Source organism: Cupriavidus sp. FW306-01-F10A (assembly GCF_058782785.1).
In genome coordinates this window covers 187,515-201,328 of record NZ_JBYSYA010000004.1, presented here as the reverse complement: position 1 = coordinate 201,328, position 13,814 = coordinate 187,515, and the positions used below count along the sequence as shown (strand labels likewise).

13 protein-coding genes are annotated in these 13,814 nt (G+C 64.7%); 4 read left to right on the top strand and 9 right to left on the bottom strand.

The genetic code is table 11. From position 1 onward, the window contains the following. Nucleotides 1-20 precede the first annotated feature (20 nt). The 4 genes from AC3WLF_RS08180 to AC3WLF_RS08165 all read left to right on the top strand — a co-directional run bounded on the left by AC3WLF_RS08180 (nt 21) and on the right by AC3WLF_RS08165 (nt 4,919). Nucleotides 21-1,109, top strand: a complete 1,089-nt coding sequence (locus AC3WLF_RS08180) for a porin (protein ID WP_492358066.1) — start codon at nt 21-23, stop codon at nt 1,107-1,109. Between the two features lie 357 nt (nt 1,110-1,466). Next, the gene (locus AC3WLF_RS08175) at nt 1,467-2,435 is read left to right on the top strand and encodes a Bug family tripartite tricarboxylate transporter substrate binding protein (RefSeq protein WP_492355859.1); all 969 of its coding nucleotides are present in this window, start codon (nt 1,467-1,469) and stop codon (nt 2,433-2,435) included. A gap of 72 nt (nt 2,436-2,507) precedes the next feature. Further along, the gene (locus AC3WLF_RS08170; RefSeq protein ID WP_492358065.1) at nt 2,508-3,935 is read left to right on the top strand and encodes an MmgE/PrpD family protein; all 1,428 of its coding nucleotides are present in this window, start codon (nt 2,508-2,510) and stop codon (nt 3,933-3,935) included. 540 nt (nt 3,936-4,475) lie between these two features. Then, complete coding sequence (locus AC3WLF_RS08165) at nt 4,476-4,919, top strand: YybH family protein (protein ID WP_492318974.1); 444 nt, start codon at nt 4,476-4,478, stop codon at nt 4,917-4,919. Nucleotides 4,920-5,660: 741 nt separating this feature from the next. Here the strand turns inward: AC3WLF_RS08165 and AC3WLF_RS08160 are convergent. Genes AC3WLF_RS08160 through AC3WLF_RS08120 form a run of 9 tightly spaced genes read right to left on the bottom strand, consistent with a single transcriptional unit; the run spans nt 5,661 to nt 13,791 of the window. After that, nucleotides 5,661-7,118 (bottom strand): NAD(P)(+) transhydrogenase (Re/Si-specific) subunit beta, encoded by a 1,458-nt coding sequence (locus AC3WLF_RS08160; protein ID WP_492358064.1) that lies wholly within the window; start codon nt 7,116-7,118, stop codon nt 5,661-5,663. Between the two features lie 20 nt (nt 7,119-7,138). Then, nucleotides 7,139-7,480, bottom strand: coding sequence for an NAD(P) transhydrogenase subunit alpha part 2 (locus AC3WLF_RS08155; RefSeq protein ID WP_492358063.1), 342 nt, complete (start codon nt 7,478-7,480; stop codon nt 7,139-7,141). Between the two features lie 15 nt (nt 7,481-7,495). Further along, entirely contained in the window at nt 7,496-8,614 is a 1,119-nt protein-coding gene (locus AC3WLF_RS08150) for a Re/Si-specific NAD(P)(+) transhydrogenase subunit alpha (RefSeq protein WP_492358062.1), read from the bottom strand. Between the two features lie 34 nt (nt 8,615-8,648). Further along, the gene (locus tag AC3WLF_RS08145; RefSeq protein ID WP_492358061.1) at nt 8,649-9,428 is read right to left on the bottom strand and encodes an SDR family NAD(P)-dependent oxidoreductase; all 780 of its coding nucleotides are present in this window, start codon (nt 9,426-9,428) and stop codon (nt 8,649-8,651) included. A gap of 41 nt (nt 9,429-9,469) precedes the next feature. Next, a complete protein-coding gene (locus AC3WLF_RS08140; RefSeq protein WP_492358060.1) occupies nt 9,470-10,537 on the bottom strand; it encodes a phosphotransferase in 1,068 nt (355 codons plus the stop codon). 13 nt (nt 10,538-10,550) lie between these two features. Beyond that, nucleotides 10,551-11,222: a hypothetical protein gene (locus tag AC3WLF_RS08135; RefSeq protein WP_492358059.1), complete on the bottom strand. Its 672-nt coding sequence runs from the start codon at nt 11,220-11,222 to the stop codon at nt 10,551-10,553. Nucleotides 11,223-11,259: 37 nt separating this feature from the next. Next, the gene (locus AC3WLF_RS08130; RefSeq protein WP_492358058.1) at nt 11,260-11,919 is read right to left on the bottom strand and encodes a c-type cytochrome; all 660 of its coding nucleotides are present in this window, start codon (nt 11,917-11,919) and stop codon (nt 11,260-11,262) included. Nucleotides 11,920-11,929: 10 nt separating this feature from the next. Then, nucleotides 11,930-13,399 carry a flavin monoamine oxidase family protein gene (locus AC3WLF_RS08125; protein ID WP_492358057.1) on the bottom strand — a complete coding sequence of 490 codons (1,470 nt, stop codon included), beginning with the start codon at nt 13,397-13,399 and terminating at the stop codon, nt 11,930-11,932. 23 nt (nt 13,400-13,422) lie between these two features. Next, on the bottom strand, nt 13,423-13,791 hold the full coding sequence (locus tag AC3WLF_RS08120) for a hypothetical protein (RefSeq protein WP_492358056.1): 369 nt from the start codon (nt 13,789-13,791) through the stop codon (nt 13,423-13,425). Between the last annotated feature and the right edge of the window lie 23 nt (nt 13,792-13,814).

The following is a 13,814-nucleotide window of genomic DNA, read 5'->3' as shown; positions in this document are numbered from 1 at the left end:
CCACAACAACGGAGGAGCCCATGAAGAGTCGTTATTACGCTGCAGTGCTGTTGTCCATGACTGCACCATTCGCCACTGCGCAGTCGTCAGTCACGCTGTATGGCGTCGCCGATATCGGGATGGAATACCTGAACAACGCCAATGCCGCCGGCGACAAGCTGGTTCGCATGACGTCCGGCAACGTGTCGGGCTCGCGCTGGGGCCTGCGCGGCGTGGAGGACCTGGGCAGCGGCATGAAAGCGGTCTACGCGCTGGAAAGCGGCTTCGATCTCGACAGCGGCGTATCGAGCCAGGGCGGCCGCCTGTTCGGCCGCCAGGCCTTCGTGGGCCTGGACCACCAATGGGGCCGCGTCACGCTCGGCCGACAGCAGAACGCGCTGTTCGACTTGTTGATCAACTATGAGCCGATGGTGCTGGCGGCGCGCTATTCGGCGCTGTCGATCGATACCAGCCTTGCGGGTCGCTACGACAACACCGCCAAGTACACCGGCAAGTTCGGCCCGGTCACGGCAACTGCCCTGTACAGCTTTGCGCGCGGTACCAGCATCGCCAGCGGCGGCACTACGTCGTTCGGCACCGAGGTCCCCGGCGACGTCAAGAGCGACCGTGCCTTTGGCGGCGGCCTGGAGTACGCCGGCGGAAAGTTCGGCGCTACCGTGATCTATGACCAGCAGCAAGGTACGCGTGGCATCACCGGGCAGAGTTCGGGCCAGACAGACCGCCGTATCGCAGCAGCGGCCAACTTCAGCGTCGGCAGCTCGACGATACTGGCCGGCTATCGCTGGTTCAATGGCGACATTGGTGTCGCGCCGGGCCAGCCGCAGCGCCGCAACGACCTCTTCTGGCTGGGATACCGTTTCCGGGCTACGCCTGCCCTCACTTTGACCGGTGCCGGCTACTACCTGAATAACCGGCGTAACGGACAGGATCCGTGGATGCTGGTCGCATCCGCCAATTACGCCTTGTCCAAGCGCACTGATGCCTTCCTGAACGTGGGATACGTGCGCAACAAGGACAACTCCAACCTTGGCCTGAACGGCTTCCGCAGCACCATCACGCCGGGCGAAAACCAGACGGGGGTCATGGTCAATATCCGCCATAAGTTCTGACGGATTGGCTCCGGCCGCGTCACTTCAATGCCGCGCGGCCAGGCAGCGAGATAAGAAGCAAAAAAGGGAAGTGGTAAAGGGAACTGGCGCCGGTTCGCGTGACAAGACGCGGTCAGGCGCATTTTTTTGGTGAACGCAACTTGCCTGAGCGCGGGGCCCTTTGTGCGCGCGGCACTCACGCACGCAGACGCCACACCCCCGGCGCCAGCACCTTCGGCTCCGCCTTACCCGCTCATTGCACGGAACGCCCGCAAGCCGGGCATTGACCTCGCCTGCCTCGCATTCCCACCATGCATGCATACCTGCACCCTTCACGCAGGGCTGCCAACAAAGATAACGAAACAGGAGGCCACAGCAATGACCCATTCCCTTCATCACCTGTGCGGCGCGATCATCATGTCGCTGGCAGGGCCGACATTGGCTGTGGACGCCTATCCGGCCAGGCCTGTGCGGATCATCGTCAACTCGGCGCCGGGAGCGCTGCTCGACGTCACGACCCGCGCCGTGGCGCAGCAGATGGCCGACAACCTCGGCCAGCCTGTGGTCGTGGAAAACATGGCGGGGGCCGCCGGAATGCTTGGCATCCGCTATGTGAAAGCCCAGAAGCCGGATGGCTACACCATCCTCGCCACCGCCAACACCCTGGCGCTGGCGCAGGCCACCAAGCTGGAGCCGGGCTATGACCTGGCACGGGACTTCACCGGCATTGGCATGATGAACAAGGCCCCGCTGATCATGGTGGGCTTCTCCGCCCAGCCGGACAAGACCCTGCCCCAGTTGATCGCGCATGCGAAAGCCAGCCCGGGCTCGATGTCCTATGCCACCGCGGGCATCGGCACCAGTACCCATATGGCCGCCGCGCTGTTCGTGCACCAGGCCGGCATCAAGATGCTTCACGTGCCCTACAAGGGCAACGCCGGCGCCATGCCGGATGTGCTTGGCGGCCGCGTCAACATGATCTTTGACGGCGCCAACTCGTCGGGCCCATACGTCCAGGACGGCAAGCTGCGCGCGTTCGCGGTCTCCTCCCCCAAGCGCCTGCCGGCATTTCCCGATATTCCGACACTGGCCGAACAAGGCCTGCCCAACTACAGCTTCTACGTCTATATGGGCCTGACGGCGCCGGCCGGTACGCCAACGCCGGTCGTCATGCGGCTGGCGAAGGCATTGAAGGCGGCGCAGGCTAGCGACGCCGTGCGCGAGCGGTTCCGCAAGGACAGCGCCGAAGCCGGCAACATGTCCCCGGAGGAATTCACCGAGTTTTTGCGTCAGGATCTGCAGCGCAATATCAAGGTCGTGGCGGACCTGGGCATTCCGAAGGAGTAAGTCGGACGACAAGCCGAACTCCCCTGCCAGCCCCTGCTGCAGGGGCGCGACACCTTACCTGGAGAGAATGCAATGGCAACAACCATCGTCGAGCAACTGGCCGGCTTTACACAGCAAAGCACCTACGACACGCTGCCGCCGGCGGTCGTGGACGAATGCAAGCGCATCGTGCTCGATTCGCTGGGATGCGCGCTGGCCGCCGTCGACCAGCCCAAGGGCAAGATCGGGATCGACTACGGCGCACTGATGGGCGGCGCCGCGGGCGACGCCACCATCATCGGCACCGACCAGCGGGTGTCGGTCGTCGGCGCGGCCTTTGCCAACGGCGAGCTGATCAACGCCCTCGACATGGATGCGGTGGTGCCGCCGGGCCATGTGACGCCCTATGTCCTGCCCGGCGCGCTGGCGGTCGGCGAAGCCATGGGCCGGTCCGGCCAGGACCTGATTGCCGCGCTGGCGGTCTCGCATGAGATGTCGTATCGGCTCGGCAAGGCCATGGACTACCTGCGCGACACCAAGGACGGCAAGGTCTCGCCACCGAAGATCTATGGCTACAGCAGCACCGTCTTCGGCGCGACCGCGGCCGTCGCCAAGCTGAAGGGACTGGGCGCGGAGACGACAGCGCATGCGCTGGGGATTGCAGGCAGCATCAGCCCGGTGAACTCGCAGGTCGCCTGGTTCCAGCATGCGCCCAGCTCCACCATCAAGTACCTGCTTGCCGGCGCGCTGACGCAGGCGGCGATGGCCGCCGCGCACATGGCCGAGTTCGGCCACCGTGGCGACCTCCAGATACTTGATGACCGCGAATATGGTTTCCCGCGCTTTATCGGCACTACGCGCTGGGAACCGGATCGCATCCTCGCGGCACTCGGCACCGACTGGCAGTTCCCCACCGAACAGGCCTACAAGCCCTACCCGCACTGCCGCATCCTGCATGCGCTGCTGGACAGCCTCAACGAGATCGTCGACCAGAACGAACTGCGGCCGGACGAGATCGATGGCATCAGGGTCTGGGTCGAGGGATTTGTCGAGCAGCCCGTTTGGCTCAACCGTGAGATCCGGCATGTGCACGACGCACAGTTCAGCATCGCGCACGGCATCGCACTGGGTGCGCATCGTGTGCCGCCGGGCAAGGCCTGGCAGGAGCCCGAACTGGTGTTCGGCGAATCCGTGATGCGTCTGATGGATAAGGTCGAGCACGCGGTACACCCCGACTATGTGGCGCTTCTGACCGGCCACGCAGCCAGCCGGCCGGCGAAGATCGAGGTGTCGGCGCGCGGCCAGACCTTTGTCGGCGAGCGGCGCTATCCGAAGGGAAGTCCGTCCCCCGACCCGGCCAGCCATATGAGCACGGAAGAGTTGGTGCAGAAGTTCCGCGACAACGCGCGGGACGCCATCCCCGAGGCCAAGATCGATCGCGTCATCGATGCGGTGCGGGACCTGGAGAACGTGGGGAACATTGCGTCGATCCTGGCGGACATGCGACCCGGCGAACGCTAAGACCCGGCATCACCTGGCAGCGGACGTCATGCGCAGCATGGGGGAAAGGCCTTTGGTCGAACGTGGCGCCAATGGCGCAAAAAAGGAAGCCCCGCGGCAAGCCGGTCGGGGCATAAGCTCGCTCGGACGCGAGCATGGAGACAACAGATGCCGTTTCCGGCACGCACACATTCACTATGCCGCAGCTGCGGCAGATGACCAATGGTTTTGCGCCAACTCTCCCGTACTTTGAAACATCTCGGCAAGCACCGCCGTCAAACCGGCGCGCCCGTTATCCTGACAAACGTTAGGTAAATTTCATGAGCCCGATGCAGTAAGTTCATGTGAATAACTCCTGACTTGCTGCCTTCCTCATGCCTACCCGCCTTACTGGAGCCGGTCGCATCCAGACTGCGGGTGCGGGCGCCGGTGCTGCGGCGTTCCAAGGTACGGAACGCCCCGCCTTTTCGGTTGAACTGGCGACCGTCATCGTCGTAGCATTGCTGCAAAGCCAACAAGGAAGGCATGGATGGGAACGCCCGGGGAGCGCCAGGCAATGACATGGCAATCATGACCGAACACCAAGCCACATGCGAGAACGCCTCGCGAGCGCAGGCCGCCCTGCAAGACGTCGAGCGCCGCTGGAACGCCGCCGCGCTGACATGGAATTCCGACGCGCTGACCGCGCTGTACGCGCCCGAAGCCTTGTTCTTCGGGGGCCGCCCTGGCCACGCCGTGGGCCAAGCGGCAATCCAGGGATACTTCGCCTCGTACGCCGGGACGTTGCGCTCGGCATCGATGTCCCTGGTCGATCAAACTCTGGTCGAGCTTGGCGCGGACACGCTGCTGGCGCAGGGGCACGCCAACTTCCACTTTGTGCTCGCCGACGGGCGCGAAACCGCCTCGGCACTACGGACGACGTGGGTACTGACAAGGCGGCTGGGGGCGTGGCAGATTCTGCAGCACCACTTCTCCGCTACACCAGAAGGGCCCCCTATCCAATAGCCGGCGTTCCCTCATCGAGAAGACCCGATGATCGACGCATGCCAGCTTTTTGCGGCGCTTACCCGCATACGAGAGCGTGCAAATACCCCGTGAACGCCAGCAGAAAACAAAAAAGCCCGCAGCAAGCGGGCTTCAGGGCAAAACCTAACAAAATGAGGAGAGGTAGCCTTTAAAAAGGTTCTTTCTACCCAATCGCCCAGAAAGTTTTGGTATCTTTTTGATTATTAAACCAAATGCTGTCAAAAAGTTACATCTCTGCATCAAAATGTATCGTTACCGACATCCCCATCGCACTGCATACCGCGGAGCGAACTGCCAGCAATCAAGCAAGCTCCAGTGTCGAGGTAGAGTTGCACGTGCCTAACCATTGATCGACGATCGCGTCGCAGCCGGGACTGCAAGCACAGATGGAATCAAGAATGGTCAGGCAATGTAAACTGATCAAAGCTAGCTGATTGCAGCCAATTCACTGTGCATCCACCCTTCAGAGCCTCGGCATTTACTTATGCCGGCGGTGCGTCGGAAGCTTGAGTCGCAAATGGAGGCGCTCACGGTCCCCTTCCGGCGAAGCGCCCCCGCGCGACGATGGGTCCGCCGAATTCGACAATACTCTTGCCTTCACGTTCGACCACGACTTCGGTCGTGGCTTCTTTACCGCCGCTCGCTCACACCCAACTTACGGCCAACGGTATCGGCAAAGCGGCCGTACACACCTGGCAGTTGGCCGCACAAAAATAAAAATCACTCAACCGCCTTGAACATGTCCTCGACCACCTTCTTGGCGTCGCCGAACACCATCATGGTCTTGTCCATGTAGAACAGCTCGTTGTCCAGGCCGGCATAGCCGGCGGCCATCGAGCGCTTGTTGACGATGATGGTCTTGGCCTTGTACGCCTCCAGGATCGGCATCCCGGCGATCGGCGACTTGGGATCGGTCTTCGCCGCCGGGTTGACCACGTCGTTGGCGCCCAGCACCAGCACCACGTCGGCCTGCCCGAACTCGCTGTTGATGTCTTCCATCTCGAAGACCTGGTCGTACGGCACCTCGGCCTCGGCCAGCAGTACGTTCATGTGGCCCGGCATGCGGCCCGCCACCGGGTGGATCGCGTACTTCACGGTCACGCCCTTCTCGGACAGCTTCTCGGTCAGCTCCTTCAGCGCGTGCTGGGCCCGTGCCACCGCCAGGCCGTAGCCGGGCACGATGATCACGGTCTCGGCGTTGCCCATCAGGAAGGCGGCGTCGTCCGCCGAGCCCGACTTGACGTTGCGCTGCGCCTGCGCGCCGCCCGCCATGGCCGCCGCGGCGTCGCCGCCGAAGCCGCCCAGGATCACGTTGAAGAACGAGCGGTTCATCGCCTTGCACATGATGTACGAGAGGATCGCACCGCTGGAGCCCACCAGCGAGCCGGCGATGATCAGCATCGGGTTGTTCAGCGAGAAGCCGATGCCGGCGGCCGCCCAGCCCGAGTACGAGTTCAGCATCGACACCACCACCGGCATGTCGGCGCCGCCGATCGGGATGATGATCAGCACGCCCAGCACGAAGGCGATCGCCAGCATCACCAGGAACGGCAGCCACTCCTGCGTCATGAAGAAGGCGATGCCGAAGCCGACCATGGCCACCGCCAGCGCCAGGTTCAGCATGTGCTGGCCGGCAAACACCACCGGCGCGCCCTGGAACAGGCGGAACTTGTAGCGCCCCGCCAGCTTGCCGAAGGCGATCACCGAGCCCGAGAACGTGATCGCGCCGACGAAGCAGCCGATAAAGAGCTCGATGCGGTTGCCCAGCGGGATCAGGTGCGAGCCGGCCGGGCTGATGCCGAACGCCGCCGGCTCGGCCACCGCCGCCACCGCGATGAACACCGCGGCCAGGCCGATCAGCGAGTGCATCGCCGCGACCAGTTCCGGCATCTTCGTCATCTGCACCTTGCGCGCGACGTAGGCGCCGATGCCGCCGCCGACCACCAGCGCCGCGAAGATCAGCGCCAGGCCAGTGCCCACCGACGACTGGGCCGTGCCCGCCGCGAGGAATTCATTCTTCAGCTTGACGATCAGCACCAGCGTGGTGACCACCGCGATGGCCATGCCGATCATGCCGAAGGCATTGCCTTTGCGCGCCGAGGCCGGGTGCGACAGGCCCTTGAGCGCCTGGATAAAGCAGACCGAGGCCACCAGGTAGAGCATGGTGACGAGGTTCATGCTGACGAGTCCGGCTGCCATTACGCGCCCTCCCCGGCCAGTGCCTGCTTGGCTTCGGGCGCTTTGGCCTTCGGCTCTTTCTTCTTGAACATTTCCAGCATGCGCTGGGTGACCAGGAAGCCGCCGAACACGTTGACAGCGGCCAGCGCCACCGCCAGCGTGCCCATGATGCGGCCCGTGACGCCTTCGGTCAGGCCCGCGGCGAGCATCGCGCCGACGATGATGATGGCCGAGATCGCGTTGGTTACCGCCATCAGCGGCGTATGCAGGGCTGGCGTGACTGTCCAGACCACGTGGTAGCCCACGTAGATCGCCAGGACAAAGATGATCAGGTTGATCACCGTGTGGCTAACCATTTCCATTGATTTCTCCTTGAATCATCCGGCCAGCGCCGCTTCCCTGCGTCCCGCCACCAGGCAGGCGGCGACGATGTCGTCTTCGAGGTTGAGCGTGAACTGGCCATCCTTGTCGACGACCAGCTTGAGGAAATCCAGCACGTTGCGGGCATAGAGCGCCGAGGCGTCGGCCGCCACCATGCTGGCCAGGTTGGTGTGGCCGATGAGGGTGACGCCATGGCGCTCGACCACTTCGTCGGCCACCGTCAGCGGGCAGTTGCCGCCCTGCGCGGCGGCCAGGTCCACCACCACCGAGCCCGGCTTCATCTGCGCCACGGTCGCTTCCTGCAGCAGCACCGGCGCCTTGCGGCCCGGGATCAGCGCGGTGGTGATGACGATGTCGGCCTGGGTCGCGCGCTGGTGCACCAGCTCGGCCTGGCGCTTCATCCAGTCCGGCGGCATCGGGCGGGCATAGCCGCCCACGCCCTGGGCGATCTCGCGCTCTTCATCGGTGAGGAACGGCACGTCGAGGAATTTGGCGCCGAGCGATTCGATCTGCTCCTTGACCGCGGGGCGCACATCGGAGGCCTCGATCACCGCGCCCAGGCGCTTGGCCGTGGCGATTGCCTGCAGGCCGGCGACGCCGGCGCCCAGGATCAGCACGCGCGCGGCCTTGACGGTGCCGGCGGCGGTCATCAGCATCGGCATGAAGCGCTGGTAGTGGTGCGCGGCCACCAGCACGGCCTTGTAGCCGGCGATGTTGGCCTGCGACGACAGCACGTCCATGCTCTGCGCGCGCGTGGTACGCGGTGCGGCCTCGAGCGCGAAGGCAGTCACGCTGGCCGCAGCCATGCGCGCGTTGTTCTCGGCATCGAAGGGATTGAGCATGCCCACCAGTACGGTCCCCGGCTTCATCTGTGCCAGTTCCGCGTCGTCCGGCGCGCGCACCTTGAGCACCAACTGTGCGCCCAGCGCTTCGACAGCGGTGCCGATGGTGGCGCCCACCGCCTCATACGCGCCGTCAGGCTGGCTGGCACGAACGCCGGCGCCGGCCTGGACGATGACCTTGTGGCCCTGGGCGATGTACTTCCTGACCGTCTCGGGCGTGGCGGCGACGCGAGTTTCGCCGGCCCGCGTTTCCAACGGGATACCAATTTGCATATCAATATATCCAGCAGGTCATGACTAAACTCGGTCAGGCCAGCGTCAGGCCGCCGTCGACGACCAGGGTCTGCCCCACCATGTAGGACGCCAGCGGCGACGCCAGGAATAGCGCCGCACCGGCGACCTCGTGCGGCAGGCCCATTCGCCCAAGGGGCAAGCGGGAGAGGGTTGCGTCGAGCCGCGCCGGCGAACTGGTAGTGACTTTCGTGAGCTTGGTATCCACCAGCCCCGGGGCGATGCCGTTGACGCGGATGCCATCCGGCGCCCAGGCTTCTCCCAACGTGCGGGTCAGCCCCACCACGCCAGATTTGGATGCGGCATAGGCAGGATTCCCGCGCACGGAACGGAAGCCCGCGATCGAGCTCAACGTGATCAACGCGCCGCCGCTGTCGCGAAGCAGCGGTCGGAACTTGACCGCGCAGGCCATCACGCTCGACAGGTTGACACGCAGCACCTCCTCGAAGGTCGCCATTTCGAATTCGGCGCGCTTGTAAAGGATGATGCCTTGCGCAAGCACCAGCGCATCCAGGCGATCAAAGGCGGGTTGCACGGCGTCGACGGCCACCCGGTCGGAAACGTCCACCTGCGCATAGTGCAGGCCGGCAAGGTCGGAGCCTTCGTCGATGCTGTAGTCGGACGCGCTGGCGCGGGTGCCCCAGGCATGTACCTCGGCACCGAGCTGCCGGAATGCCTGCGCGATGCCGTTGCCGATGCCGCTGGACCCCCCAACCACCAGCACGGTCTTGCCGGTGAAATCGAGGGCTTCAGGAAAGCAGGGGTGACCCGGCGGGGTCGAAATTGCATTGCTCATGAACGGGTTGATCCAGGTGTGTTTGGCAAAACGGAGCCGCTTCAGCGCTGCAGGTACTTCCAGGCCATCGCGGCCATCGGACGGGCGAGCTTGCCCGCCTCGAGCGCCCGCGCCGATGACGCCGTGCCGTCCGCGGCCCGCTTCAGGATCCCCTGCAGGATCCCTGCGATCCGGAACATGCTGAAGGCGAGGTAGAAATTCCAGTCGCCGGCGATCCTGCGCCCGGTGCGTTGCTCGTAGGCGCGGCGATACGCCGCTTCGTCCGGGATGCCAAGGCCGGCGGGGTTGGCGCCCGCCATGCCGCGCAGCGGGCCGGGGGCGACGTGCCAGCTCAGGCAGTGGTAGCTGAAGTCCGCCATCGGATGGCCAAGCGTCGACAGCTCCCAGTCGAGCGCCGCGAGTACACGGGGCTCGGTGGGATGGAAGATGAGGTTGTCGAGCCGGTAGTCGCCATGCACGATGCAGACCTGCTCCTGCGTTTCGTGCGGTATGCGCTCCGGCAAGCATTCAATGAGCGCATCCATCGCCGGAATGGATTCGGTCTCGGAAAGCCTGTATTGCTTGCTCCACCGTTCGATCTGGCGCGAGAAATAGCTGCCCGGCTTGCCAAACTCGCCGAGGCCAACGGCCTTGTAGTCGACGCTGTGCAGCGCCGCGATGACGCGGTTCATCTCGCCGTAGATGGCGGCGCGCTCAGCGTGGCCCATGCCCGGCAGCGCCGGATCCCACAGCACGCGCCCTTCGACGTACTCCATGATGTAGAAGGCCCGGCCGATCACCGTCTCGTCCTCGCACATGGCGTACATCCTCGCCACTGGCACGTCGGTACCCGCAAGCGCCGCCATCACGCGGAATTCACGCTCGATGGCGTGCGCCGACGGCAGCAGCCTCGCCTGTGGACCGGGCTTGGCACGCATGACGTAGGCGTGGCGTGGCGTGGCCAGCTTGAACGTGGGATTGGACTGTCCCCCGTTGAACTGCTCGACGGTTAGCGGGCCGGTAAAGTCTTCGACATGCCCGGCCATCCAGGCCTCAAGCGCGGTGGAGTCAAAGCCGATGGCATTCGTCACGGGACGCGTGCCGGAGAACGCTGAAAAATCGTTGCTCATACGTCCGTCCGGCTCATCGGAGCGCCGGCATGGGCGCCAGCGATGCCTGGTTTTTCTCTGCGCGCTCCAGTGCACAGTAGGCGTAGTACATCTCCACGCACATGAGCGACCACGTCAGGCAAGCAAGCGTGAAGAAAATGAGGTGCTGCTCGTCGTCGCCCGGGATCTTGTAGAAGTCGTAAACACAGGCGATGGCCTGCGTGGTCACGAGGACCACGAACACGCCGAATGCGTGCCGGCCCTCCCCGGCACTGAGTAACTTCCAAGCGAACCAAGCCAGGTAGACCGAAAAGCCCGACCACGCCACCACGTAGAAATACGGCCTGGGCTGTGCCACGGCATCGACGGCCACAAGTATGATCGTCGCCGCGATCGCGCCGGCGAAAAACACGATATCCATCAGGATGGAAGGCTTGTAGCGATGCGTAACGGCCATCAGTCCTGCCACGGCAATCACCGGGATGCCGAAGCCCCTGGAAAACGCGTCGCAAAAGTACGAGATCTGATAGGAGAACTGTACGCCGCCCAGGGCGAATAGCAGGAAATTCGAGGCTGAGAAGGTCACGATCAGCCATTCAAAACCGAGCAGATAGCTGCCTTTCCTGAGGAACTTCAGGCCGTGGATCAATGAAGTCACCACGAGAACGAACATGGCAAGACAAAGTAGATAAAGGTTGCGGTCCATCACGACTCCCAAGGCTCGAACGGCAGGGTTGGATTCATCATTCTTTTCGCGGGGCAAGGCTGGCGAGGTAGGTTGCCATCGCCTTGCGGTCCTCTGGCGAGGCGGTCGCGGCAATGGTTTTCATCATGCCGGTCGGCTCGCTGCGCGCACCGGCGGCATACGCGTCGAACTGCGCCAGCAGATAGTCATAGCCCTGCCCGGCAAGGCGCGGAAACGCATCGTGTCCCATCAGCCTGCTTCCGTGACACGCCACGCAACCGCCGGACACCACCAGCTGCTTTCCCTTCTCCAGCAATCCGGCATCCGGCTCGAACGACCAGTTGTCCTGGGCCGGCTGCCTGGCGAAGTGTTCCGCCAGATGATTGATCTCCGTTTCGCTCATGGTCATGGCCATCGGGCTCATGGTCGGATTCGCCCGGTCGCCGCTGGCGAACTTGCGCAACTGGGCCGCCACGTACGGCGCCGGCTGGCCGGCCAGGCTGGGGTAGCCCTGGTGCAGCGAGTTGCCGTTGGTGCCGTGGCAGCCGATGCAGGCGTCGGTCACGCGCGGCCATGCGCCGCCGTTCGCGTCATGGCTGGCGGCCGACGCCGAGACATAGCGGTCGAGGCGATAGAGGCCGAGAAGTTCGGGGCCGAACCCGGCGAGCAGCCCTGCGACCGCGAGCGCCGGAACGCCCAGCAGGTAACGTTTCTTCATCGGTTGCCTCCTAATCGCGACGCAGGCCGTTGAGCACCTGCAGCGCGGCCTGGTGGCCCGAGCGCACGGCGCCGTCCATGTAGCCGGCCCAGATCTCGGCCGTCTCGGTCCCGGACCAGATCAGTTTGCCGCAGGGCTGGCGCAGCGCCTCGCCGTGGCTGCTCCAGAAGCCCGGCGGAATTGCGGAGACACAGGTGATGGTCCAGGGGTCGGCGCGGCCCCAGTCGTGGTCGTGGTACGACACCGGGGACAACGCCTCGCGGCCGAAGGCCTGCGCATAAATCTCCGCCATGAACCGCTGTGCTGCCTGGTGATCCGACGGGACCAGCGCGTTCGAGATAAAGGCGTTGATGACGCCGATCTCGCCACCGGGAGGCGAGTTGTCGAAGGCCCACAGGACAGGCCCGTCGACCTGGAAGATATGTCCGTTCAGGCCCTTGTCGCGCCAGAACGGGCGGCGATAGACCATGGCCGTCTTGCGCGCGGGGGAATGGGCTGGCCAGGCGCGTTGCAGCGCGGCACGCCTGGCCGGCAGCGGCGGATCGAACCGCACGCGATCGCACAGGGCCGGATGGATGGCCATGATGACGTGGCGCGCGCGCACTTCGCCCTGGTCGGTGTGCAGCGTGACGACCTCGCGGTCCCAGTCCGAGATCCGGCGCACCGGGCACGAGAGCCGCAGCTTCTTGCCAAGCGGCTGCGCCATCCTGTTGCTGAGGACCTGCGAGCCGCCGATGAAACGCGTTTCCTGTGCGCTGTGCTTGATGCTGTCGAGCTGCATGTAGTCGCACGCGGCCGAATTGATCATCGACAGGAAATGCAGCAGTCCCATCTTGGCCGGCATCACGCCGCCGGACAGCGCGACGCTCGCATTCCACCCCGTCCGTTCCTCGGGCTTGATGTTCTGCCGCGCCAGCCAGTCGCCGACCGACAGCTTGTCCAGTTCCGCTACCTTCGGAGACTTCCACGGCGCGCCAGACGGCACGTCGCGCGACAGTTGGCTGAGCCTGGCACCAATCGCCTCGTCGCTGCCGAACGTCCCCTTCAGGTCAATCGCCAGCCGGCCGTCGCCGCCGAGGATGACCGTCTTGCCCTCGTAGTAGCTCGGGAACGTGCCGACATCGAGTTCGCGCGCCAGATCCACCACGGCGGTCTGGCCGGGGCCGATCCACTGCCCTCCCACTTCCGAGACCTGACCCGAACCGACGTCGTAGTTGAGCGTGCGCCCGCCCACGCGGTTACGCGCTTCCAGCACGACGAAGGACTCGCAGCCTGCCTGGCGCAGGTCGCGTGCCGCGGTCAGGCCCGCCAGGCCGGCGCCGACGATGGCGATGTCCAGCACGCCGTCGTCCGGCCTGGCAGCCGTGGCCAGCCCGGGGCCCAGGCCCATGGTGCCCACGGCGGTCGATGCGCCGGCGATCTTCAGCAGTTGCCTTCGCTGCCTGTTGATGGATTTATCGGGGGACAAGATCTTTCCCATGGTGCTCTGTTGTTTCATGTTGCTCATTGCAGATCGACCGCGAACCGGCGCACGCCGCGCCCACCTCGCATGCTCCTGTGCCGCACGGCCCAGACCAGCCCGCGCAGCGTCTGCTGATTGGCCTGCTGCACGGCGGCCGTGCATTGATCCAGGATGTCCTGCTCCGGAAACAGCATCAGCTCGGCGGCACTGCCCAGCACCAGCGCGATATCGAACGACGATCCCCTCGCCAGCGCGTGACGCAGCAGTTCGGCAAGGCGCCGTTCGATCGCGGTGCCATCCGCGGCGTCAAGGCGCAGTCGCGCCACCGCTGCCCGGATGAAATGCAGCAGTTCTCCCGAAGACGGCTCTCGCCTCCGTGCGTTGCCAGTTGCGCAGGGTTGTGAACTCATGACTGCTTCCGGAAAACGGCGGC

What these genes read in the sequence shown, in the direction of transcription:
- AC3WLF_RS08180 (WP_492358066.1), top strand. Translation starts at nt 21, where the DNA reads ATGAAGAGTCGTTATTACGCTGCAGTGCTGTTGTCCATGACTGCACCA.
- AC3WLF_RS08175 (WP_492355859.1), top strand. Translation starts at nt 1,467, where the DNA reads ATGACCCATTCCCTTCATCACCTGTGCGGCGCGATCATCATGTCGCTG.
- AC3WLF_RS08170 (WP_492358065.1), top strand. Translation starts at nt 2,508, where the DNA reads ATGGCAACAACCATCGTCGAGCAACTGGCCGGCTTTACACAGCAAAGC.
- AC3WLF_RS08165 (WP_492318974.1), top strand. Translation starts at nt 4,476, where the DNA reads ATGGCAATCATGACCGAACACCAAGCCACATGCGAGAACGCCTCGCGA.
- AC3WLF_RS08160 (WP_492358064.1), bottom strand. Translation starts at nt 7,118, where the DNA reads ATGAACCTCGTCACCATGCTCTACCTGGTGGCCTCGGTCTGCTTTATC.
- AC3WLF_RS08155 (WP_492358063.1), bottom strand. Translation starts at nt 7,480, where the DNA reads ATGGAAATGGTTAGCCACACGGTGATCAACCTGATCATCTTTGTCCTG.
- AC3WLF_RS08150 (WP_492358062.1), bottom strand. Translation starts at nt 8,614, where the DNA reads ATGCAAATTGGTATCCCGTTGGAAACGCGGGCCGGCGAAACTCGCGTC.
- AC3WLF_RS08145 (WP_492358061.1), bottom strand. Translation starts at nt 9,428, where the DNA reads ATGAGCAATGCAATTTCGACCCCGCCGGGTCACCCCTGCTTTCCTGAA.
- AC3WLF_RS08140 (WP_492358060.1), bottom strand. Translation starts at nt 10,537, where the DNA reads ATGAGCAACGATTTTTCAGCGTTCTCCGGCACGCGTCCCGTGACGAAT.
- AC3WLF_RS08135 (WP_492358059.1), bottom strand. Translation starts at nt 11,222, where the DNA reads ATGGACCGCAACCTTTATCTACTTTGTCTTGCCATGTTCGTTCTCGTG.
- AC3WLF_RS08130 (WP_492358058.1), bottom strand. Translation starts at nt 11,919, where the DNA reads ATGAAGAAACGTTACCTGCTGGGCGTTCCGGCGCTCGCGGTCGCAGGG.
- AC3WLF_RS08125 (WP_492358057.1), bottom strand. Translation starts at nt 13,399, where the DNA reads ATGGGAAAGATCTTGTCCCCCGATAAATCCATCAACAGGCAGCGAAGG.
- AC3WLF_RS08120 (WP_492358056.1), bottom strand. Translation starts at nt 13,791, where the DNA reads ATGAGTTCACAACCCTGCGCAACTGGCAACGCACGGAGGCGAGAGCCG.